The 20,441-nt window shown below is 73.0% G+C and carries 16 protein-coding genes; 5 read left to right on the top strand and 11 right to left on the bottom strand.

The window, feature by feature from the left end; translation table 11 throughout:
• Positions 1–112: 112 nt before the first annotated feature.
• A complete protein-coding gene (locus tag ABZW03_RS17670; RefSeq protein WP_355258442.1) occupies positions 113–2,968 on the bottom strand; it encodes a DEAD/DEAH box helicase in 2,856 nt (951 codons plus the stop codon).
• Between the two features lie 269 nt (positions 2,969–3,237).
• Here ABZW03_RS17670 and ABZW03_RS17665 point away from each other — a divergent pair, with 269 nt between their 5' ends.
• Positions 3,238–3,612 (top strand): hypothetical protein, encoded by a 375-nt coding sequence (locus ABZW03_RS17665; protein ID WP_355258436.1) that lies wholly within the window; start codon positions 3,238–3,240, stop codon positions 3,610–3,612.
• Positions 3,613–3,644: 32 nt separating this feature from the next.
• On the opposite strand, the gene ABZW03_RS17660 is transcribed toward ABZW03_RS17665, so the two are convergent.
• Positions 3,645–4,817 (bottom strand): aminotransferase class V-fold PLP-dependent enzyme, encoded by a 1,173-nt coding sequence (locus ABZW03_RS17660; RefSeq protein ID WP_355258433.1) that lies wholly within the window; start codon positions 4,815–4,817, stop codon positions 3,645–3,647.
• Positions 4,818–4,908: 91 nt separating this feature from the next.
• On the opposite strand from ABZW03_RS17660, the gene ABZW03_RS17655 reads away from it, so the two are divergent.
• Together ABZW03_RS17655 and ABZW03_RS17650 are read left to right on the top strand one after the other, a co-directional pair.
• Positions 4,909–6,975 carry a prolyl oligopeptidase family serine peptidase gene (locus tag ABZW03_RS17655; RefSeq protein ID WP_355258430.1) on the top strand — a complete coding sequence of 689 codons (2,067 nt, stop codon included), beginning with the start codon at positions 4,909–4,911 and terminating at the stop codon, positions 6,973–6,975.
• 150 nt (positions 6,976–7,125) lie between these two features.
• A complete protein-coding gene (locus ABZW03_RS17650; protein ID WP_355258427.1) occupies positions 7,126–9,534 on the top strand; it encodes an immune inhibitor A domain-containing protein in 2,409 nt (802 codons plus the stop codon).
• 115 nt (positions 9,535–9,649) lie between these two features.
• On the opposite strand, the gene ABZW03_RS17645 is transcribed toward ABZW03_RS17650, so the two are convergent.
• Complete coding sequence (locus ABZW03_RS17645) at positions 9,650–11,107, bottom strand: MFS transporter (RefSeq protein ID WP_355258424.1); 1,458 nt, start codon at positions 11,105–11,107, stop codon at positions 9,650–9,652.
• A 47-nt stretch (positions 11,108–11,154) separates the two neighbouring features.
• Between ABZW03_RS17645 and soxR the strand changes: the two genes are divergently transcribed.
• Positions 11,155–11,628 (top strand): redox-sensitive transcriptional activator SoxR, encoded by a 474-nt coding sequence (gene soxR / locus ABZW03_RS17640; RefSeq protein WP_355258421.1) that lies wholly within the window; start codon positions 11,155–11,157, stop codon positions 11,626–11,628.
• A gap of 187 nt (positions 11,629–11,815) precedes the next feature.
• Here the strand turns inward: soxR and ABZW03_RS17635 are convergent, their stop codons facing one another.
• The 5 genes from ABZW03_RS17635 to ABZW03_RS17615 all read right to left on the bottom strand — a co-directional run bounded on the left by ABZW03_RS17635 (position 11,816) and on the right by ABZW03_RS17615 (position 17,597).
• Positions 11,816–12,814: an oligopeptide/dipeptide ABC transporter ATP-binding protein gene (locus tag ABZW03_RS17635; protein ID WP_355258418.1), complete on the bottom strand. Its 999-nt coding sequence runs from the start codon at positions 12,812–12,814 to the stop codon at positions 11,816–11,818.
• A 74-nt stretch (positions 12,815–12,888) separates the two neighbouring features.
• The gene (locus tag ABZW03_RS17630) at positions 12,889–13,890 is read right to left on the bottom strand and encodes an ABC transporter ATP-binding protein (RefSeq protein ID WP_355258415.1); all 1,002 of its coding nucleotides are present in this window, start codon (positions 13,888–13,890) and stop codon (positions 12,889–12,891) included.
• Positions 13,890–14,876 carry an ABC transporter permease gene (locus ABZW03_RS17625; RefSeq protein ID WP_355258412.1) on the bottom strand — a complete coding sequence of 329 codons (987 nt, stop codon included), beginning with the start codon at positions 14,874–14,876 and terminating at the stop codon, positions 13,890–13,892. Before ABZW03_RS17625 ends, ABZW03_RS17630 begins: the two co-directional genes overlap by 1 nt.
• Positions 14,873–15,835 carry an ABC transporter permease gene (locus ABZW03_RS17620; protein WP_355258409.1) on the bottom strand — a complete coding sequence of 321 codons (963 nt, stop codon included), beginning with the start codon at positions 15,833–15,835 and terminating at the stop codon, positions 14,873–14,875. The genes ABZW03_RS17625 and ABZW03_RS17620 overlap by 4 nt, the downstream gene beginning before the upstream one ends.
• 13 nt (positions 15,836–15,848) lie before the next feature.
• On the bottom strand, positions 15,849–17,597 hold the full coding sequence (locus ABZW03_RS17615) for an ABC transporter substrate-binding protein (protein ID WP_355258407.1): 1,749 nt from the start codon (positions 17,595–17,597) through the stop codon (positions 15,849–15,851).
• Between the two features lie 161 nt (positions 17,598–17,758).
• On the opposite strand from ABZW03_RS17615, the gene ABZW03_RS17610 reads away from it, so the two are divergent.
• Positions 17,759–19,210, top strand: coding sequence for an aminopeptidase P family protein (locus tag ABZW03_RS17610; protein WP_355258404.1), 1,452 nt, complete (start codon positions 17,759–17,761; stop codon positions 19,208–19,210).
• Positions 19,211–19,225: 15 nt separating this feature from the next.
• On the opposite strand, the gene ABZW03_RS17605 is transcribed toward ABZW03_RS17610, so the two are convergent.
• The 3 genes from ABZW03_RS17605 to ABZW03_RS17595 form a co-directional block, all read right to left on the bottom strand.
• Complete coding sequence (locus ABZW03_RS17605; protein ID WP_355258439.1) at positions 19,226–19,555, bottom strand: XRE family transcriptional regulator; 330 nt, start codon at positions 19,553–19,555, stop codon at positions 19,226–19,228.
• 2 nt (positions 19,556–19,557) lie between these two features.
• Positions 19,558–19,923: a type II toxin-antitoxin system RelE/ParE family toxin gene (locus tag ABZW03_RS17600; RefSeq protein WP_355258401.1), complete on the bottom strand. Its 366-nt coding sequence runs from the start codon at positions 19,921–19,923 to the stop codon at positions 19,558–19,560.
• Positions 19,924–20,019: 96 nt separating this feature from the next.
• Positions 20,020–20,441 (bottom strand): nitronate monooxygenase (locus tag ABZW03_RS17595; protein WP_355258398.1); only part of this gene is annotated, 422 nt, incomplete at its 5' end.

Genomic DNA, 20,441 nt, shown 5'->3' with positions numbered 1-20,441 from the left:
CCCTGCCGCGCGAGCCCGCTGCCCCCGCCGTGGTCCTGCTGCACGGCAACGGCGTGACGCGGGAGGAGAACGGGCTCTTCACCAGGCTGGCCGCCACTCGGGGGTGGGCGGGTCAGCCGACGGAGGAGTAGGCGATGATGCCGCGGCGGAGGCCGTCGACGGCCTTGCGGGCGGTCCGGCGGAGCTCGGCGTCCTCGCCGGCGGCGTCCTGGATCTGGCCCAGGACGTCGATCAGCTGCTTGGTCCAGCGGACGAAGTCACCGGCCGGCATGTCGGCGTCGCGCAGGACCTGGTCGAGGTTGTGGCCGAGCGCCCAGCGGTAGGCGACCCAGGCGAAGCCCAGGTCGGGCTCGCGCTGGCCGACGCCCTCGGCGGTGTTGATCCGGTGCTGCTCCTCCAGGGCGTCCAGGTGGCCCCAGATCCGGACCATCTTGCCGAGCGCCTCCTTGGCCGCGCCCTCCGGCACCCGGGGGGCGCCGGCGTCGTCGGACTGGCGGGCCTCGTACACCAACGCCGAGGCGCAGGCGGCGAGTTCGGCGGCGGCCAGGCCGCTCCAGACGCCTTCGCGGATGCACTCGGAGGCGAGCAGGTCGAGCTCGCCGTAGAGCCGGCCGAGCCGCTTGCCGTCGTCGGTGACGGTGTCGCCCTGCAGGTAGCCGAGGTCGGTGAGCAGCGCGCAGACCCGGTCGAAGGTGCGGGCGATGGTGTGGGTGCGCGAGCGCATCCGGCGTTCCAGCAGCTGGGTGTCGCGGTGCAGCCGGTGGTAGCGCTCGGCCCAGCGGGCGTGGTCCTCGCGGTCGGAGCAGCCGTGGCAGGGGTGCTGGCGCAGCTCGGTGCGCAGCCGGGTGATCTCCGGGTCGTCGGCGGCGGCCGCGCGGCCGCGCCGGAACCGCTCGGGCTCCAGGTGGCCGGCCTTGGTGCGCAGCGCGGAGGCGAGGTCCCGGCGCGACTGCGGGCTGCGCGGGTTGAAGGACTTGGGGATGCGCACCCGCTCGATCGCGGCGACCGGGTGCGGGAAGTCGATCATGGCGAGCCGCTTGACCTGCCGCTCGGCGGTGAGCACCACCGGGCGCGGGCCGTCCTGGAAGTCGGGGTGGCGCGGGCCGCCCCGGCCGGAGCGGTTGACCGGCGGCAGGCCCGGGTCGAGGACCAGGGCGAGGCCGGCGAACTTGCCGGTGGGCACGTGGATGACGTCGCCGGGCTTGAGCTGCTCGATGGACTCGACGGCGGCCGCGCGGCGCTGGCTGGTGCCCTCGCGGGCCAGCTCGTTCTCGCGGTCCTTGAGCCGGCGGCGCAGCTCCATGTACGCGTCGAAGTCGCCGAGGTGGCAGGTCATCGACTCGCGGTAGCCCTCCAGCCCCTCCTCGTTGCGCTGCACCTGGCGGGCGATGCCGACCACCGAGCGGTCCGCCTGGAACTGGGCGAAGGACGTCTCCAGCAGCTCGCGCGAGCGGTGCCGGCCGAACTGGGAGACCAGGTTGACGGCCATGTTGTACGAGGGCCGGAACGAGGACTTCAGGGGGTAGGTGCGGGTGCCGGCCAGGCCGGCCAGCGCCTCCGGGTCGAGGCCGCGCTGCCAGAGCACCACGGCGTGGCCCTCGATGTCGATGCCGCGCCGCCCGGCCCGGCCGGTGAGCTGGGTGTACTCGCCGGGGGTGATGTCGGCGTGGGTCTCGCCGTTCCACTTGACCAGCTTCTCCATGACCACCGACCGGGCGGGCATGTTGATGCCGAGCGCCAGCGTCTCGGTCGCGAAGACGGCCTTGACCAGGCCCTTCACGAAGAGCTCCTCGACCACCTCCTTGAACCGGGGCAGCATCCCCGCGTGGTGGGCGGCGATGCCGCGCTCCAGCCCGTCCAGCCACTCGAAGTAGCCGAGGACGTGCAGGTCCTCGTCGGGGATGTCGGCGCAGCGCTCCTCGACGATCGCCCGGACCTGGGCGCGCTCGGAGTCCTTGTTGAGCCGCAGGCCGGAGCTGAGGCACTGCTGGACGGCGGCCTCGCAGCCGGCCCGGCTGAAGATGAAGGTGATCGCGGGCAGCAGGCCCTCGGCGTCGAGCCGGTCGATGACGTCCACCCGGCCCGGCGTCCAGACCCGGCCCGGACGGCCGTTGGGCATCGAGCGGCCCCGGCCGCGGCCGAACTTGTCGCGCGGGTTGCGGTCGAGCTCGGAGCGGGCGAGCCGGACCAGCTCGGGGTTGACGGCCTTGCCGGGGTTCTTCAGGTTGTTCTTGGGGCGGCCGTCCCGGTCGGGGTCGGCGAACAGGTCGTACATCCGGTTGCCGGCCATCACGTGCTGCCACAGCGGCACGGGCCTGGTCTCGGAGACGATCACCTTGGTGCCGCCGCGCACGGTGTCCAGCCAGTCGCCGAACTCCTCGGCGTTGGAGACGGTCGCGGAGAGCGAGGCGAGGACGACCGACTCGGGGAGGTGGATGATGACCTCCTCCCAGACGGCGCCGCGGAAGCGGTCGGCGAGGTAGTGCACCTCGTCCATCACGACGTAGCCGAGGCCGTCGAGGGCGCTGGAGCCCGCGTAGAGCATGTTGCGCAGCACCTCGGTGGTCATGACCACCACGGGCGCGTCGCCGTTGACGCTGTTGTCGCCGGTGAGCAGGCCGACCTTGGCGGCGCCGTAGCGCTTGACCAGGTCCCCGTACTTCTGGTTGGAGAGCGCCTTGATCGGCGTGGTGTAGAAGCACTTGCGGCCCGCGGCCAGCGCCAGGTGCACGGCGAACTCGCCGACGATGGTCTTCCCGGAGCCGGTGGGGGCGGCGACCAGGACGCCGGAGCCGGCCTCCAGCGCCTCGCAGGCCTCCAGCTGGAAGTCGTCCAGCGGGAAGTCGTACAGCTGCTGGAAGCCGTACAGGGCGGTGGCCTGCTCCTGGGCCCGGCGACGGCTGGCCGCGTACGCCTCGGCGGGGCTGAGCTCCCGGTCGTCCTGGGGCTCTGGATCGGGGGTGTTCATCGCCGTCCGGGTGTGATTGGTGTGATCTCGCATCTCAGCGAGAGGTTACCCGGGAGGACTGACATCGATAGCACCGTTTTTCCGTGCGACCTTTCGTGCGGCCCTCTCTCAGATCCATAGTGGCAAATGTCCTCAAGTGATCGGGAGGGGACAAGGTCCGAACGACTCCGGTCATCCCCGGTGGAGTCCGGTGGCGGCTCCCTACCGTCGTCGTCACAGCCACGGATCGGTCACCGACACGGTCACCACCACACGGGAGGACAGCCACGATGGCGAACCTGGAGACGTCCCTCAAGGAGGCCATGGCGATCGAGGGCGCCATCGGCGTCGCCCTGGTCGACTACGGCAGCGGCATGGCCCTCGGCACCCTCGGCGACGGCGGCGAGCTGGACCTCAACGTCGCGGCGGCCGGCAACACCGACGTGGTCCGCGCCAAGATGCGCGCGATGGAGGCGCTCAACCTCCTGGACAACGAGATCGAGGACATGCTGATCACGCTGACCCACCAGTACCACCTGGTCCGGCCGATCACGACGCCCGGCGGGCGCGGGCTGTTCCTCTTCCTCGCCCTCAACCGCAGCCGCTCCAACCTGGCGATGGCCCGCCACCGGCTCAAGCAGATCGAGACCGCGCTGGAGATCTGACCCGGGCCGACGGCGAGCAGGGACGGGACCGCCTAGTCCTTCAGCAGCTGCGCCAGCCCGTCCGCCAGGCGCTCGTACTCCTCCGGCCGGTTGTACAGCTGCGCGCTGACCCGCAGCACCCCGCCGCCGGCCCACGGGCGGACGGCGATCCGGGTGCCGAGCCGGTGCCACACCTCGGCCATCAGCGCCTTCACCTGCGGCTCGGTCTCGCCGTACCCGGCCGGCAGCCGTACGGTGCGCATCCAGACCCCGGGCGTCGCCGGCAGCGGCGCCAGGCCGGCCCGCTCGACCAGCATCCGGTGGCCGTACCCGGCGAGGGCGGCGTTGTGGGCGGCCACCGCGGCGTGGCCGAGTCCGCGGAGCAGGTCGAAGCCGGCCGGGGCGGCCAGCCAGGGCGTGTAGTCGCAGGTGCCGCGCCACTCGACACTGCCGGGGAAGCCCCCGTCGTGCTCCCAGGACAGGGCCAGCGGGCGCACCCGGCCGGTCCACTCGGGGCGGACGGAGAGGACCCCGGTGGCGCGCGGGGCGAAGGCCCACTTGTGCAGGTTGCCGAACCAGAAGTCGGCGTTCGGGTCGACCGGGGCGGGCAGCATGCCGGGCGCGTGGGCGCCGTCCACCACGGTGGTCACCCCGCGGGCGCGCAGCTCGGCGAGCAGGGCCGGGCCGGCCACCAGGCGGGCGGTGGGCGAGGTCAGCTGGTCCAGGACGGCGACGGTGGTGCGCCCGTCCACGGCGGCGAGCACCGCCTCCCGGACGGCCCGCTCGTCGGGGGCGTCCAGCGGCACCCGGGCCACCACCACCTCGGCGCCGGTCTCGGCGGCCTTGCGGGCGGCGGCCCGCGTCACCGCGCCGTAGCCGTGGTCGGTGACCAGGATCCGGTCGCCGGGCGCGAACGGGATGCTGTCCAGGGCGATCGCGGCGGCCTCGGTGACGTTGGCGACCAGCGCGAGCCGGTCCGGGTCGGTGTCCAGCTCGGCGGCTATCAGGGTGCGGGCGGCGGCGATCCGGGCCGGGAGGCCGGCGAAGAAGCCGTCCGGGTCCTGCTCGTGCTCGGTGCGCAGCCGCTCCTGCGCCCGCTGCACCGGGACGGGCACGGCGCCGAACGAGCCGTGGTTCAGGTGCGCGGTCCGCGGGGACACGCTGAACAGCCCGTCGGCGGCGGGCAGCGGGGCCGGGGGTTCGGCGGTCCACAGGTCCTCGATCACGGTTTTCCTCCGCTGACGCACACACTGATGTGTGACATTTCACATGACAGACTACTGGTCGGGACCCGCACCCCGCGACCACCATCGGGCCGTGACCATCACCGACGCCTTCCTTGCCCTCAGCGCCCGTACCGGTCGGTTCACCTTCGGCGCCCCGCGTGCGTTCACCCTCGCCGAGGACGGTACCCGGCTGCTGCTGCTCCGGTCGACGGGTCCGGAGGATCCGATCGACCGCCTCCACCTGCTCGACACCGCCACCGGCGAGGAGCGGCCGGTCGCCGACCCGGCCGCGCTGCTGCCCGGCCGCACCGGCCGGCGCGACGACCTGCCCGTCATCGAGCGCCGGCTGCGCGAGCGCACCCGGCTGGTCGCCGCCGGGATCGGCACCTACGCCGCCACCGCCGACCTCGCCACCGCCGTCTTCACCCTGGACGGCCGGTTGTTCCGCACCGACACCGCCGCCGGCACCAGCGACGAACTCCCCGTCGCCGGGCCCGCGTTCGACCCCCGGCCGGACCCCACCGGGCAGCGCGTCGCCTACGTCGCCGAGGACGCCCTGTACGTCACGCCCGCCCTGGAGCCGCTCTCCCCCGCCGACGGCGCCCGCTGGGGCGTCGCCGAGTTCGCCGCCGCCGAGGAGCTCGGCCGCCCGCGCGGCCACTGGTGGCGCCCGGACGGCGGCGCGCTGCTGGCCGCCCGGGTGGACGAATCCGCCGTCCCCCGGCGGTACTTCGCCGACCCGGCGCACCCCGGCGAGGCCCCCGAGGACTTCGCCTACCCGCAGGCCGGCGGCCCCAACGCGGACGTCCAGCTCTGGGTGCTCGGCCTCGACGGCAGCAGGGTCCGACTGCGCTGGGACGCCGAGGAGTTCCCGTACGTCTGCGCCGCCTCCTGGGCCTCCACCGAGGAGGTGCTGCTCACCGTCGCCGACCGCCTGCAGCAGAACGTGCTGCTGCTGAGCGCCGACCCGGCCACCGGCGGGACGACCGAGCTCTCCCGCACCACCGACGAGTTCTGGGTGGACGACCTGCCCGGCACCCCCGCCCGGCTGGCCGACGGCCGGCTGCTCACCGTCCACGACACCCCGCAGGCCCGCGGCCTCGCGGTGGACGGCAAGCCGCTGGACACCACCGGCCTGCAGATCCGCCGGGTGGTCGGGCGGCTGCACGGCCGACTGCTCTGCGAGACCGGCGAGGGCGACCCCTTCGACCAGTACGTCCACCTGGTCGACCCGGACGGCGGCGCACCCGAGCCGCTCGCCTCCGGCCCCGGCCAGCACTCGGCCCTCGCCGCCGCCGACGTCCTGCTGCTCACCTCGGCCACCGCCGGGGGCGTCCGGCGCGTGGTCAGCCGCGACGGCCGCGAGCTGCCGCTCACCGACCGCAGCGCCGCGCTGCCCCACCGGGTCGAGCCGCAGCGCGCCCGGGTCACCGGACGCGCCCTGCCCAGCGCCGTGGTGTACCCGCGCGACCACGTCCCCGGCCGGCGGCTGCCCGTCCTGCTGGACGTCTACGGCGGGCCCGGCTACCAGGCGGTGGCCGCCGAGCCGCGCCGCTGGCAGCTCAAGCAGTGGTGGGCCGACCAGGGCTTCGCGGTCGTCACCGTCGACAACGGCGGCACCCCGTTCGTCTCCCCGGCCTTCACCCGCACCATCTTCCGCCGCTTCTCCCAGGTGGCGCTGGACGACCAGGTCGACGCCCTGCACGCGCTCGCCGAGCGGCACCCGGACCTCGACCTCGGCCGGGTGGGCGTGCGCGGCTGGTCGTACGGCGGGTACTTCGCGGCGCTCGCCGTCCTGCGCCGCCCGGACGTCTTCCACGCCGCCTGCGCGGGCGCCCCGCCCACCGACTTCCGGCTCTACGACACCGCGTACACCGAGCGCTACCTCGGCCTGCCGCAGGACAACCCGGAGGGCTACGCCGACGACTGCCTGCTCGCCGACGCGCCCGGCCTGAGCCGGCCGCTGCTGCTGATCCACGGGCTGGCCGACGACAACGTCCACCCCTCGCACACCCTGCTGCTCTCCCAGTCGCTCACCCGGGCCGGCCGCCCGCACAGCGTGCTGCCGCTGCCCGGGGCCACCCACATGACCCCGGGCGGGCTGCTGGAGCAGCTGGCCCAGGCCGAACTCGCCTTCCTGCGGGCCTCCCTGGGGTGATCCCCGCCCTCGGAGGGCGTCGCACCCCAGGTGCGGCGCCCTTCCGCTTTCCCCGCACCCCTTCCACGTAACCGGTCACATGTGAAATATTACCTGCGCTTCCTCCACCGACGACCGAAGCACCCCCAACCCCCGGAAAGGACCGGTCAGTTGCGCAGACTGTCCGCGGCCCTCGCCGCCGCGCTCACCACGAGCGCGATAGCGGCCACCCTGCTGGGCACCCCCGCCCAGGCCGCTACCCCCGCCCCCGCCGCCCTCACCGCCGCGGCCGACGCCCAGCAGGGCGCCGAGGCGCCGCCCGCACCCGTGGCGCCGCAGGAGCGCGAGCGCCAGGCGCTGCGCACCAAGGCCCTGGAGCAGCTCAACAAGGGCGCGCTCAACAAGGGCGCGCTCGACACGGGCCGCCCCGACCAGGGCATCACCGCGCAGGCCACCGGCAAGCGGGCCCCGGCGAAGGTGAAGATCGGCAACGACTACGTCCAGCTCGCGCACCAGCGCACGGACAAGGTGTTCGTGATCCTCGCCCAGTTCGGCGACCAGGTGGACAACGCCACCCAGTGGAACGGCCAGCCCCGCTACGGCGGCACCCCGGGCCCGCGCCACAACCAGATCCCCAGGCCCGGCAAGGACGACAACCACACCCTGTGGTCCGCGGACTTCGACCGCGCGTACTACCAGAAGATGTTCTTCGACGACACGCCCGGCGCCGTGTCGATGCGCAACTACTACCGCACCCAGTCCTCCGGCCGGTACGACGTCGAGGGCACCGTCAGCGACTGGGTCACCCTCCCGTACAACGAGGCCCGCTACGGCAGCAACAAGGGCCCGCAGGGCTCCGGCGCCTGGACCCAGGGCCAGGAGTTCATCCGGGACGCCGTCAAGGCCTGGTACGACGGCGAGATCGCCAAGGGCCGCACCGCCGCCGACGTCAAGGCGCAGCTCGCCCAGTACGACGTCTACGACCGCTACGACCACGACAAGGACGGCGAGTTCGGCCAGCCGGACGGCTACCTGGACAACGTCGTCGTGGTGCACGCGGGCGTGGACGAGACCTGGGGCGGCGGTGCCCAGGGCGCCGACGCACTGTGGGCGCACCGCAGTTGGACCTTCCCGGACGCGACCGGGCAGACCGGCCCGGAGGGCAACCGGATCGGCGGCGCCCCCGTCGGCGACACCGGCCTGTACGTCTACGACTACGTTCAGGCGGGCGAGAACAGCGGCGTCGGCCTGTTCGCCCACGAGTACGGCCACAACCTCGGCCTGCCCGACCTGTACTCCACCAACGGCGGCGACAACAGCGTCAACTTCTGGTCGCTGATGTCCTCCGGCTCCTACCTGGGCAAGGGCCCGAACACCACCGGCGGCTACCCCGGCGACCTCGACGCCTGGAGCAAGCTGCAGTTCGGCTGGCTGGACTACGACGAGGCGCAGGCCGCCACCCGCTCCACCCACGCCCTCGGGGTGAGCAGCTACAACACCGACCAGGCCCAGGCGGTACTGGTCCACCTGCCGGACGGCACCTCCAGCACCGACCTCGCCGACCCGTACGAGGGCGGCCGGCAGTGGTGGAGCGACACCGGCGACAACCTCGACAACTCCCTCGCCCGGGACGTCGACCTGCGCACCGCCGCCGGCCCGGCCGCCCTGGACGCGGCGGTCTGGTACGACACCGAGCAGGACTACGACTTCCTGACCGTCGAGGCCTCCACCGACCAGGGCAAGCACTGGACCGCCCTCGGCGGCACCGTGGACGGCGCCCCGATCGGCAGCACCAGTGCCAACACCCCCGGTCTGAGCGGCAGTTCCGGTGGCTACAAGCAGCTGCACATCCCGCTGGACGGCTACCTCGGCCAGCAGGTCCGGCTGCGCTTCCACGTCACCTCGGACGGCAACACCCACGGCCGGGGCGTGCTGGTGGACGCCGTGAAGGCCACCGCCGGCACCGCCGTGCTGTTCGCCGACGGCGCCGAGAACGGCCCGGACGGCTGGACGGCCAACGGCTTCACCGTGCTCACCGGCCGCACCGCCGTCAAGCAGCACCCGCGCGCGTACCTCGCCGAGAACCGCCGCTACACCGGCTACGGGGCGTTCCTGAAGACCGGGCCGTACAACTTCGGCTACAGCGGCGTCGCGGGCAAGGCCAACGTGGTGGACAACTACCCGTACCAGGAGGGCGTCCTGATCTGGCTGTGGGACACCGCGTACGGTGACAACAACACCAAGGACCACCCCGGCGGCGGGCTGATCCTGCCGGTCGACGCCCGTCCGGCGCCGATCCGCTTCGCCGACGGCACGCTGGTCAACGGGCGGGCGCAGACCTACGACGCGACCTTCTCGCTCAAGCCGACCACCTCGTTCACCCTGCACAAGGGCGGCGTCGCGGTGCGCGTCCCGGCCGAGCCGGCCGTCCCGGTGTTCAACGACCGCACCGGGGTGTACGGCGACCCGGCCACGCCGCAGCTGACGGTGAAGGTGCCGGACACCAACACGAAGATCGAGGTCCTCCGGGAGTCCCAGGGCGGGCGGATCACCACCGTCCGGGTGGGCCCGGCCTCCTGAACCGCGGCGCGGCCGAGCCGACGAGCACGTGAAAGGCCCCGGATCCCCCCGACGAAAAGGGATCCGGGGCCTGCTCGTGTGCGCCGAGGGCCCGATCGAACGCGCCCAGGCGCCTTCAGCGCCCCAGGCTGCGCGCGGTGCGCGCCGCGGTGGCCACCCCGAGGACGGTGATCGCGGCGATCCCGAAGGTCATGTACCGCGCCGAGTCGACCGGGGTGTCCCCGCCCAGGTTGACCAGCGTCCCGGCCAGCGCCGAGGTCACCGAGAAGGCGATCAGCTGGGTGGTGTTGATCGCCGCGGCCGCCTTGCCGCCCTCCGCCGGGTCGCCGCTGCTGCGCATCGCGGCCACGCTCAGGTGCGGGAAGGCCAGCCCGATCCCGGTGCCGGCCAGGAACAGCGCCGCCGCCCACAGCACCACCCGGAGCCCGGAGGCGTGCCCGGTCTGCGCCAGCCCGTAGACCAGCAGGCCGCCGACCAGCACCAGCGGGGCGGTGCGGATCGCCAGGGCCCGGCCGCGGGCCGACTCGATCCCGACGCTGAACAGCTGGGCGGTGGTCCAGCCGGCCGAGGTCGCGGCGCCGAGGAAGCCGGCCACCAGCGGGCCGAGGCCGCCGAGCTGCTGGCCGAACAGCGGGATGAAGTTCTCCGCCACCACGCCCGCGCAGAGCACCGCGACGGTCAGGTAGAGCCACTTCAGCGGGTTGCCGGCCCGGTAGGTCTGCTGCGGCAGCACCGTGGCCGCCGCCCGCCGCTCGACGGCCACGAAGCCCACCAGCAGGGCCAGTCCGGCGAGCAGGCAGACCGCCGTCGGCCAGCCGCTGGGCACGGTCGAGCTGACGCTGAAGGCGGCCGCCGCCAGGGTGAGCAGCAGCAGCGAGGGCAGTGGCACCGGGCCGCTGCCGTGCCCCGCGCCGGAGCGCCCGGGCAGCACCCGGCGGGCCAGCACCGCCAGCACCAGCGCGGCGGCCAGCAGCAGGACGTACGCCCAGCGCCAGGCGCCGAGTTGGGCGAACAGCCCGCCCAGCGACGGTCCGACCAGGGTGCCGACGCCCCACATCGCGGAGACCAGCCCGGCCGCGCGGGTCCACAGCCGCTCCGGCAGGGCGCTGCGGATCACGGCGTAGCCGAGCCCGGCCACCAGCCCGCCGCCGAGGCCCTGCACCACCCGGCCGAGGATCAGCGCCGCCATCGACGGGCTGAGCGCGTTGACCACCGCGCCCGCGCCGAACACCAGGAAGCCCAGCACGTAGGCGCGCGCGGCCCCGAGCCGGTCCAGCAGCCGGCTGACCAGCATCGAGGCGATCACGGCCGCCATCAGGAAGCCGGTGGCCACCCACGCGTAGTACCGCTCGCCGCCGATCCCGGCCACGATCGAGGGCATCAGGGCGGCGGTGAAGTAGAGGTTCATCGCGTACAGCGCGACGCCCCCGGCCAGGATCGAGGCGGAGGCGGCGTACCGGCGGGAGAAGAGTTCGCGCCACCCGCCGGAGGCCCCCGCGGACGGCGACTCCGGCGGGTAACTATCCAGCTGGGAAGCGGTGGTGCCGTTCTCGACGGCGGCTGATTCGGTCACGTCCGGTACGCTAGGACTTCAACAGAACTTGAAGTCAAGGAGCCGCCATGACCACCGCGCCGGTCGATCTGCTGAGCGTCGGCGAGGTGGCCCGACGGGCCGGGATCGCCACCTCGGCGGTGCGCTTCTACGAGGACCAGGGGCTGATCTCCTCCGAGCGCACCACGGGCAACCAGCGGCGCTACCGGCGGCACGTGCTGCGCCGGATCTCGCTCATCCTGGTCGCCAAGCGGCTCGGCATCCCGCTCGCCGAGGTCGCCGAGGTCTTCACCGGCCTGCCCGAGGACCGGATGCCCGGCAAGCACGACTGGGAGCGGATCTCCCGGCGCTGGGCCGACCAGCTGCGCGCCCGCCGGGCCGAGCTGGAGCGGCTGGAGGACGAGCTGACCGGCTGCATCGGCTGCGGCTGCGTGTCGCTGCGCCGCTGCCGGGTGCTCAACCCGGGGGACGAGCTGGCCGCCGAGGGCCCGGGGCCGCGCCGGCTGCTGCCGGAGGAGGGGCTGCTGCCCGCCGAGGAGTGAGCGGGGCAGGGGTGAGCGGGGCAGGGGTGAGCGGGCAGGGGTGAGCGGGCAGGGGTGGACGGGGAAGGAGCGGACCGGGAAACGGGTGGAACCCGGTCGGACGCGGCCCTCGCAGGGTTCCCCGCCGCGTCCGACCGGGGGCTTGTGCGACTCGGCTGCCCGAGCCTCGTGGGTGTCCGGCGGCCGGTCAGACCTCCGGGAAGTGGCAGGCCGCCTGCCGTTCGCCGGGCCCGGCGATCCGCAGCAGCGGCCGCTCCGTCCGGCAGAGGTCCTGGGCCTTCGGGCAGCGCGGGTGGAAGCTGCACCCGGGCGGCGGGTCGGCCGGGCTCGGCGGGTCGCCGAGCAGCACGATCCGCTCCCGGTTCCGCTCCGCCTCCGGGTCCGGCAGCGGGACGGCGGACAGCAGCGCCCTGGTGTACGGGTGCGCGGGGCTGCCGTACACCTCGGCCTTGTCGCCGATCTCCACGATCCGGCCCAGGTACATCACCGCGACCCGGTCGCAGACCCGCTTGACCACCGAGAGGTCGTGCGCGATGAACACGTACGCCAGCCCCAGCTCCCGCTGCAGCCGCTCCATCAGGTTGACCACCTGGGCCTGGATGGAGACGTCCAGCGCGGAGACCGGCTCGTCGGCGATCACCAGCCGCGGCGAGGTGGCCAGCGAGCGGGCGATCCCGATGCGCTGGGCCTGGCCGCCGGAGAACTCGTGCGGATAGCGGTCCAGGTGCTCGGGGATCAGCCCGACCAGCTCCATCAGCTCGGCGGCCCGCTTGCGCGCGGCCGTCGCGCTCTCGCCCTGGACCAGCAGCGGCTCGGAGATGATCCGGGCCACCGTCTGCCGGGGGTTGAGCGAGGAGTACGGGTCCTGGAAGACCATCTGCAGGTCGCGCCGGTGCGGCCGCAGCCGGGCCTGGGAGAGCCCGCCGATCTCGGTGCCGTCGAAGGTGACGGTGCCCGAGGTCGGGTCCAGCAGCCGGACGACCATCCGCCCGGTGGTGGACTTGCCGCAGCCGGACTCGCCGACCAGGCCGAGCGTCTCGCCCGCGCCGACGTCGAAGCTCACCCCGTCCACGGCCCGGATCGGCGCTCCGGGCCGCCCGGTGCGGCTGCGCCGGCCGGGGAAGGTCTTCACCAGGTCCCGTACCGAGAGCAGCGGTTCGGCCGCGCCCTTCGTCGGTGCGGTCATGCGCCCCGCCTCGCTCCGCTCGGCAGGGGCTTCGCCCGGGTCACGCCTCTTGATCGTTCGTTCGCTTCGCTCACTCACGGTGCGACCCCTTCCGGCACCAGCGGCAGGTGGCAGGCGGCCTGGTGGCCGGGGGCGAGCAGGTCGAGCACGGGACGCTCGGCCAGGCAGCGGGCGTGCTCCTCGGCGGACGCGGCGGTGGTGCGGGCGCAGCGCGGGGCGAAGGAGCAGCCGGGGGCGGGGGCGATCAGCGACGGCGGGCTGCCGGGGATGGCCCGCAGCGGGGCGTCGTCGGTGTCGTCCAGGCGCGGCAGCGAGTCCAGCAGGCCGCGCGTGTACGGGTGCGCTGGCTGCGCGAACAGCCGGTCCACCGGGGCCTGTTCGGCGGCCCGGCCGCCGTACATGACCAGCACCTCGTGGGCGACCCGGGCGACGACGCCGAGGTCGTGGGTGATCATCACGACGCCGAGGCCGCGCTCCTGCTGGATCCGGGCGATCAGGTCGAGGATCTGCGCCTGGACGGTGACGTCGAGCGCCGTGGTGGGCTCGTCGGCGATCAGCAGCTCGGGCTCGCAGGCGAGCGCCATGGCGATCATGACGCGCTGGCGCATGCCGCCGGAGAACTGGTGCGGGTACTCGTCGACCCGGCGGGCCGGCTCCGGGATGCCGACCTCGGCCAGCATCTCCATCGCCCTGGCCCGGCCGGCCTTGCGGCTGGCCTTGAAGTGCACCCGGTAGTGCTCGGCGATCTGCTCCCCGACGGTGTAGAAGGGGTGCAGGCTGGACAGCGGGTCCTGGAAGATCATCGCGATCCGGCGGCCCCGGACGGTGCCCAGCTCCCGCTCCCCGAGCCCGTTCAGCTCCTGCCCGTGCAGCCGGATCGAGCCGGTGACGGCGGCGCCGCGGTGCAGGCCCATCACGGCGAGCGAGGTGACGGACTTGCCGCTGCCCGACTCGCCGACCAGCCCGAGGGTGCGCCCGGCCTCGACGGTGAAGGAGATCCCGTCCACCGCCCGGACGGTGCCGCGCGGGGTGTCGAAGGCGACCTTGAGGTCCTCGACCTCCAACAGTCCGGTCATCAGTACCTCACTCTCGGGTCGACGAACGCGTAGAGCAGGTCGACCAGCAGGTTCGCCGCGACGATGAAGAAGGCCGCGAGCAGGGTGACCCCGAGGATGACGGGCTGGTCGGACCGCGCCAGGCCGTCGTAGAACAGCCGGCCGACGCCGGGCAGGCCGAAGATCGACTCGGTGATGACCGCGCCGGCCAGCAGGCCGCCGAGGTCCATGCCGAAGATGGTCAGGATCGGCGTCATCCCGGAGCGCAGCCCGTGCTTGACGGTGACCGTCCGCGGCGGCAGGCCCTTGGCCCGGGCGGTGCGGATGTACGGCTCGGCCATCGTCTCGATCATCGAGTTGCGGCTCTGCCTCGCGTACATCGCCGCGTACAGCAGGGCCAGCGCGATCCACGGCAGCAGCAGGTTGGAGGCCCAGTCGACGGGGCCGTCGGCGAACTTGTGGTACGCCGGGTAGGGCAGCAGGCCGGCCGTCCTGACGACGCCCCAGATCAGCATGATCGAGGTGAAGTAGACCGGCAGCGAGGCGGTGCCGACGGACAGCACCATCAGCGCCTTGTCGACCGGCCGGCCCTTGCGCAGCGCCGAGGTGACGCCGGCGCCGAGGCCGAGGACCAGCCAGAGCACGGCCGCGCCGAGGGCCAGCGAGACGGAGACCGGCAGGCGGTCGGTGAGCAGGTCCCACACCGGCAGCCCGTACTCGTAGGAGTAGCCGAGGCAGGGGAAGCCGCAGTGCACCGCGCTGGGGCCGGTGCCGTAGTCCCGGCCGGCGAAGATGCCGCCGAGGTAGGCGAGGAACTGGTCCCAGACCGGCTTGTCCAGGCCCATCGCCGCCTTGACGTCGGCGAGCCGCTCGGGGCTGCAGGTCTTCCCGCAGGCGGCGGCGGCCGGGTCGTTGGGCAGCAGGTAGAAGATGGTGAAGGTGATGGCGCAGATGGCGAGCAGGATGCCCACCACGCCGAGCAGCCGGCGGCCGAGGTAGAGGATCACGACCGGCCTCCCCGGGGGTCGAGGATGTCCCGCAGCGCGTCCCCGAGCAGGGTGAACGCGAGCACGGCGACGAACAGGAAGGCCGTGGGAATCAGGAAGTAGGTCGGGTCGGTCTCGTAGTGCACGATGCTCTCGGCGATCATCTGGCCCCAGGACGCGGTCGGCGGGCGGACACCCACGCCGAGGTAGCTGAGCGCGGCCTCGGTGGCGATCATGCCGGGGACGAGCAGGGTGGTGTAGGCGATGATCGGGCCGGAGACGTTGGGCAGGATCTCCCGGGTGAGGATGCGCCAGGAGCGCGCCCCGCCGACCTTGGCGGCCTCGACGTACTCGCGGTGCTTGAGCGAGAGGGTCTGCCCACGCACCACCCGGGCGATGCCGGGCCAGGTGAACAGCCCGATCACCAGGGTGATCAGCAGGATCCGGTTGACGTCCTTGGCCACCGACATCATCGCGATCATGAAGATCAGCGAGGGGAAGGACATCGTCAGGTCCATCAGCCGGGACAGCAGGGTGTCGACGCGCCCGCCGAAGTAGCCCGCCGCGATGCCGGCCAGGGTGCCGACGAGGACGACGACGGCCGTCGCGGTGAAGGCGATCAGCAGGGAGACCTGCCCGCCGTGCAGCACCCGGGCGAACAGGTCGCGGCCGGTGAGCGGTTCGACGCCCAGCCAGTGCCGGGCGCTGATCCCGCCGAAGTCCCCCTTGGGCAGGCCGCCCAGGTACGGATCGAGCGAGCGCTTGTCGAACTCCTCCGGGCTCCAGCCGCCGAGCGAGCCGAGCGGCCCGGCCAGCGCGGTGACCAGCACCAGCACGCCGACGGTGATCAGCCCGAACCGGGCCGAGCCCTTGGCCCACAGCTGGTCCCAGACCAGCCGCCAGGGCCCGCGCCCGGCACTCTTCTTGGCGCCCCCCGCCGTGGCGTCGGCCACGGCGGCGGGCTCAGTGGTGGTACTCATGGCTGCCGGCCCCTCACTTGCCCTTGGCGGGGTCCTTGAGGCCGACCGTGGCCAGGTCGATCATGCCGGCGTAGCCCTGGTTGCCGAACGCGCCGGCCACGTTGGTGCCGACCAGCAGCGGGCGCCGCTGCCAGAGCAGCGGGACGGCCGGGGCCTTCTTCATCAGGTCCTCGTCCAGCTGCTTCCAGGCCTTGTTCGCCTCCTCGACGTTCGTCATGGCCGCGATCTGGTCCATCCGGTCCATCGTGGCCTGGTCCTTGAACTGGCTGTAGTTGCCCTGGTTGCCCTTCTCCTTGATGGTGCGGCCGTCGAAGAGGAACGGCAGGAACGTGGCACCGGAGGGGTAGTCGGGGCACCAGCCGTTGAGCGTCAGCTCGGGGGCGTTCTTGATGTCGCCGACGGTGTCGGCGAAGGCGGACGCGTCGACCGTGTTCACGGTGACCTGGACGCCGGCCTTCGACAGCGACTGCTGGATCGCCTCGGCGCGGGTCTTGTCGCCGGTCGAGACGGTGAGCGAGACCTTGAGGTCGCTCTTGCCCGCCTCCTGGAGCATCTTCTTGGCCTTCTCCTGGTCGCCGTTCACCGGGATCTTCAGCGGGTCGGACTTGACGCCGCCGGACAGCGAGGGCGGCAGGAAGGAGGTCGCCGCGTCGGTCATCGCGGGGCCGCCGAAGGCGGTCACCTGGGCGTCGCGGTCGACCGCCCACATCATCGCCTCGCGCACCTTCGGGTCGTCGAAGGGGGCCTTGGCGGTGTTCAGGTAGAGCATGTCGGTACAGCCGGTCTGCTCGGCGACCATGCGGGACCTGACGTCCGCCTTGGGCAGCACCTTGGCGACGGTCTCGTGCTGCATCCAGGGCATGTTGATGGCGTTGGCGTCGGCGCCGTCGCTGGCGATGATCCGGTCGTCGGCCTGGCCGCCCTTGATGCCCTGGGTGACCACGACCTTGTCCGGGTACGCCTTGCGGACGGTGTCGGTGGCCGGGTCCCAGTTGTCGTTGCGGACCAGCACCAGCTGCTTGCCGCGGTCGTAGGTCTCGATCTTGTACGGCCCGGAGGAGAACGGCCGGGCGTCGTACTGGGTGCCCTTCTCCTGGGACTGCGGCACCGGGGCGAAGGTCGGCAGGGTGACGGTGTCGGAGAACTCGGCGACCGGGCGCTTCAGGTGGAAGACGATGGTCCTGTCGTCCGGGGTCTCGATGCTCGACAGGTGCTCGCCGCCCAGCGGGCCCTTGTAGTTCTCGCCGCCCGCCAGGTACTGGATCGCGTAGTCGGGGCCGCCGGTGAGGTCCGGGGAGAAGGAGCGCTCGACGTTGTACTTGATGTCGGCGGACTTGATCGGCGAGCCGTCCTCGTACTTGAGGCCGTCCTTGAGGGTGAAGGTCCACACCTTGCCGCCCTCGGAGGACTTGCCGAGGTCGGTGGCGAGGTCCGGGACGATCTCGCTGCCGGCCGCGCCGGGCTCGGACTTGAAGGTGGTCAGGGTCCGGTAGAGCAGCCGGGTGCCGAAGTCCATGTGCGGCACCACCCAGTTGCGGGCCGGGTCGAGGTGGGCGAAGTCCTGGTTGGTCAGGACGGTCAGGGTGCCGCCCTTGACGGGGGTGCCGCCGATGATCGAGCCGGACGCCGCGCCCGGGCCCTTGCTGTCGGCGGGGGCGGCGTCGGCACCGCTGTCGCTCTTGTCGTTCGAGCAGGCCCCGAGGCCGAGGGTGAGGGTCGCCGCGAGGGCCGCCGCGAGGGCGGCGTGGGTGCGCCTGGTCATGTGCAACTCCGCTGTGGGGGGCCTGATCGTCCGACCTGGCCGGCTGCGCTGTGTGACCCGTAACATAGTAATGTGAAATTGCACTGCACAAGAGGTGACGCCACCCGTTACCGAGCTGTGTCCGTGCCCGCATCTCCCCAGCCCCGCCTAGGAGTTCACCGGTGACCCTCCCCCCGACCGGCCTCAACACCGGGAGCCACGACCTCCCGGTCTCCCCCGCCCTCGCCTCGTACATGGCCACCCAGTGGGCCGCCACCCCGCTCCCCGCCGACCGGCGGGTGCCCGGCTACGACCGCTTCCCCGGCCGCCGCGCCCGGCTCTCCGCCGCCTTCCCCGGCGAGCGGCTGATCGTCCCGGCCGGCCGGCTCAAGGTCCGCTGCAACGACCTCGACTACCGCTTCCGCCCGCACAGCGCGTACGTCTGGCTCACCGGGCTCACCGGCGAGGACCAGGCCGACCACGTCCTGGTCCTCGAACCGGCCGGCCCCGAGGGCCACGAACCGGTGCTCTACCTGCGCCCGCGCTCCCCGCGCGACGGCGGCGAGTTCTACCGCGACCGCCGCTACGGCGAGTTCTGGGTCGGCGCCCGGCCCGACCTCGCCGAGGCGGCCCGGCTCACCGGGGTGCGCACCGAGCACCTCGACGACCTCGGCAAGCTGCTCGCCGGCCCGCAGCCGCCCACCCGGGTGCTGGCCGGCACCGACCCGCTGGTCGACGAGGCCACCGGACGGCCCGACGGCGGCCACGCGGACGGCGAACTGGCCGCCGTGCTCTCCGAGTTGCGCCTGGTCAAGGACGCGTGGGAGATCGACCAGCTGCAACTGGCCGTCGACCACACCACCACCGGCTTCGAGGACGTCGTCCGCGCCCTGCCCACCGCGCTGCGCCACCACCGCGGCGAGCGCTGGATCGAGGGCGTCTTCGACCTGCGCGCCCGCGCCGAGGGCAACGGCACCAGCTACACCACCATCGCCGCCTCCGGCGCCCACGCCTGCGTGCTGCACTGGATCCGCAACGACGGCGCGCTCGACCCGAACTCCCTGCTGCTGCTGGACGCCGGCGTCGAGACCGACACCCTCTACGCCGCCGACATCACCCGCACCCTCCCGCTCAGCGGCACCTTCACCCCGGTCCAGCGGCAGGCCTACGACCTCGTCCTCGCCGCCCAGAGCGCCGGCATCGCCACCCTGCGCCCGGGCGCCCGGTTCCGCGACTTCCACCGCGCCGCCATGCGGGTCATCGCCGAGGGCCTCGCCGACTGGGGCGTGCTGCCCGTCTCCGCCGAGGAGGCCCTCGCCGAGGACAACGGCCTCTACCGCCGCTACACCCTCTGCGGCAGCGGCCACATGCTCGGCCTCGACTACCACGACTGCGCCAAGTCCCGCGCCGACCGCTACCTCGACGGCACCCTGGAGGAGGGCATGGTCCTCACCGTCGAGCCCGGCCTCTACCTCCAGCCCGACGACGAGACCCTCCCCGCCGAACTCCGCGGCCTCGGCATCCGCATCGAGGACGACCTCGTCATCACCGCCGACGGCGCCCACCTGATGTCCGGCGCCCTCCCCAGGACGGCCCCCGCCATCGAATCCTGGATGGCCGACCTGCTCGGTTGAGGAGGCGGCGGACGGTCAAGCCACCTTGACCGTCCGCTCCCCCTGCCGAACCGTCACCTCGACCTCACCGCCGATCGCCGCCGAGTACGCCCGCAGGTTGTCCAGGCTGTCCACCTGCCCGTGCTCGATCTGCGACACCCGGGCCTGACTCACGCCCATCAGCTCGGCGACCTCCTTCTGGGTCAGCCCTACCACCTTCCGCATCTCGGCCAGCTCATGCCCCCGAATCCGAGCAAGCATCTCCTGCCGGTACCGCGCCCCCTCAGCCTCCGCTTCCGGCGACGCCAGCCACGGGTTGATTCGCTGAGCCTCGGCCCACACCTCGGTCCAACTGCGACCCTTCATGCTCACGCTCCCTTGTCCTTCTCATCGACGTACTGCTCATAACGAGCCTCCGCCAGCGGGATGTTGTTGTCGTACCACCGGGACCACTCCCCGTTCTTGTCGCCGGCGACCAGGACGATGGCCGCGCGCGCAGCATCGAACACGAAGAGCATCCGGATCTCCGTGCGCCCAGCCGAGCCGGGCCGAAGCTCCTTCAGGTTGTGCAACCTGCTCCCTTGGATCCGATCCACCACCGGGCGGCCGAGCAACGGCCCCCTCCTGGCAAGCAGCTTGAGCGCCTCGGCGATCTGGCGCGCAGTGCGCGGATCCTTGGCAGAGATGTCCAGGAACCAGTCGTTCACCGGACCGACGAGTGTGATCTCCCACATGGAACCAAATTAAGTTGTCCCTTATACATTACCGCGCACTTTCCCACCCAATCCACCCGTGCGAGGGACAGCACGCCGGGCCCTGCGCGCCCCGGCTCACGCCTCCCGGGCGGACTGCCAGAGGGCGGTGACGATCGCCTCCGCGGGGCCGGTGCGGGCCAGGTGGTGGGCGGTGCCGGCCCAGAGGTGCATGGCGGCGGTGTCGGCCCGGCGGGTGGCGGCGGCGCGCAGGGGGGCGGTGAGGTGGTGGACCTCGGGGTAGGCGGGCGGGGCGTACGGGCCGTGGCGGTCGATGAAGGCGTTGCGCAGGCCGCGGGCCGGGCGGCCGGTGAAGGCGCGGGTGACGACCGTCTCCGGCAGTTCGACGAGCGCCGCCCGGTGGGCGGCCGCGGCGCCGGACTCGTCCGACCGCAGCAGCGCCGTGCCCAGCTGCACCGCCACCGCCCCCGCCCGCAGCGCCGCCGCGCCGCCGCCGGCAGCAGGTGCGAGATCCCGCGGGACTCGCGCCAGATGTTGAA

This window comes from Kitasatospora sp. NPDC004799 (assembly GCF_040609095.1).
In the GTDB taxonomy this organism is placed as follows: domain Bacteria; phylum Actinomycetota; class Actinomycetes; order Streptomycetales; family Streptomycetaceae; genus Kitasatospora.
This window is presented reverse-complemented; position numbering and strand designations above follow the sequence as displayed.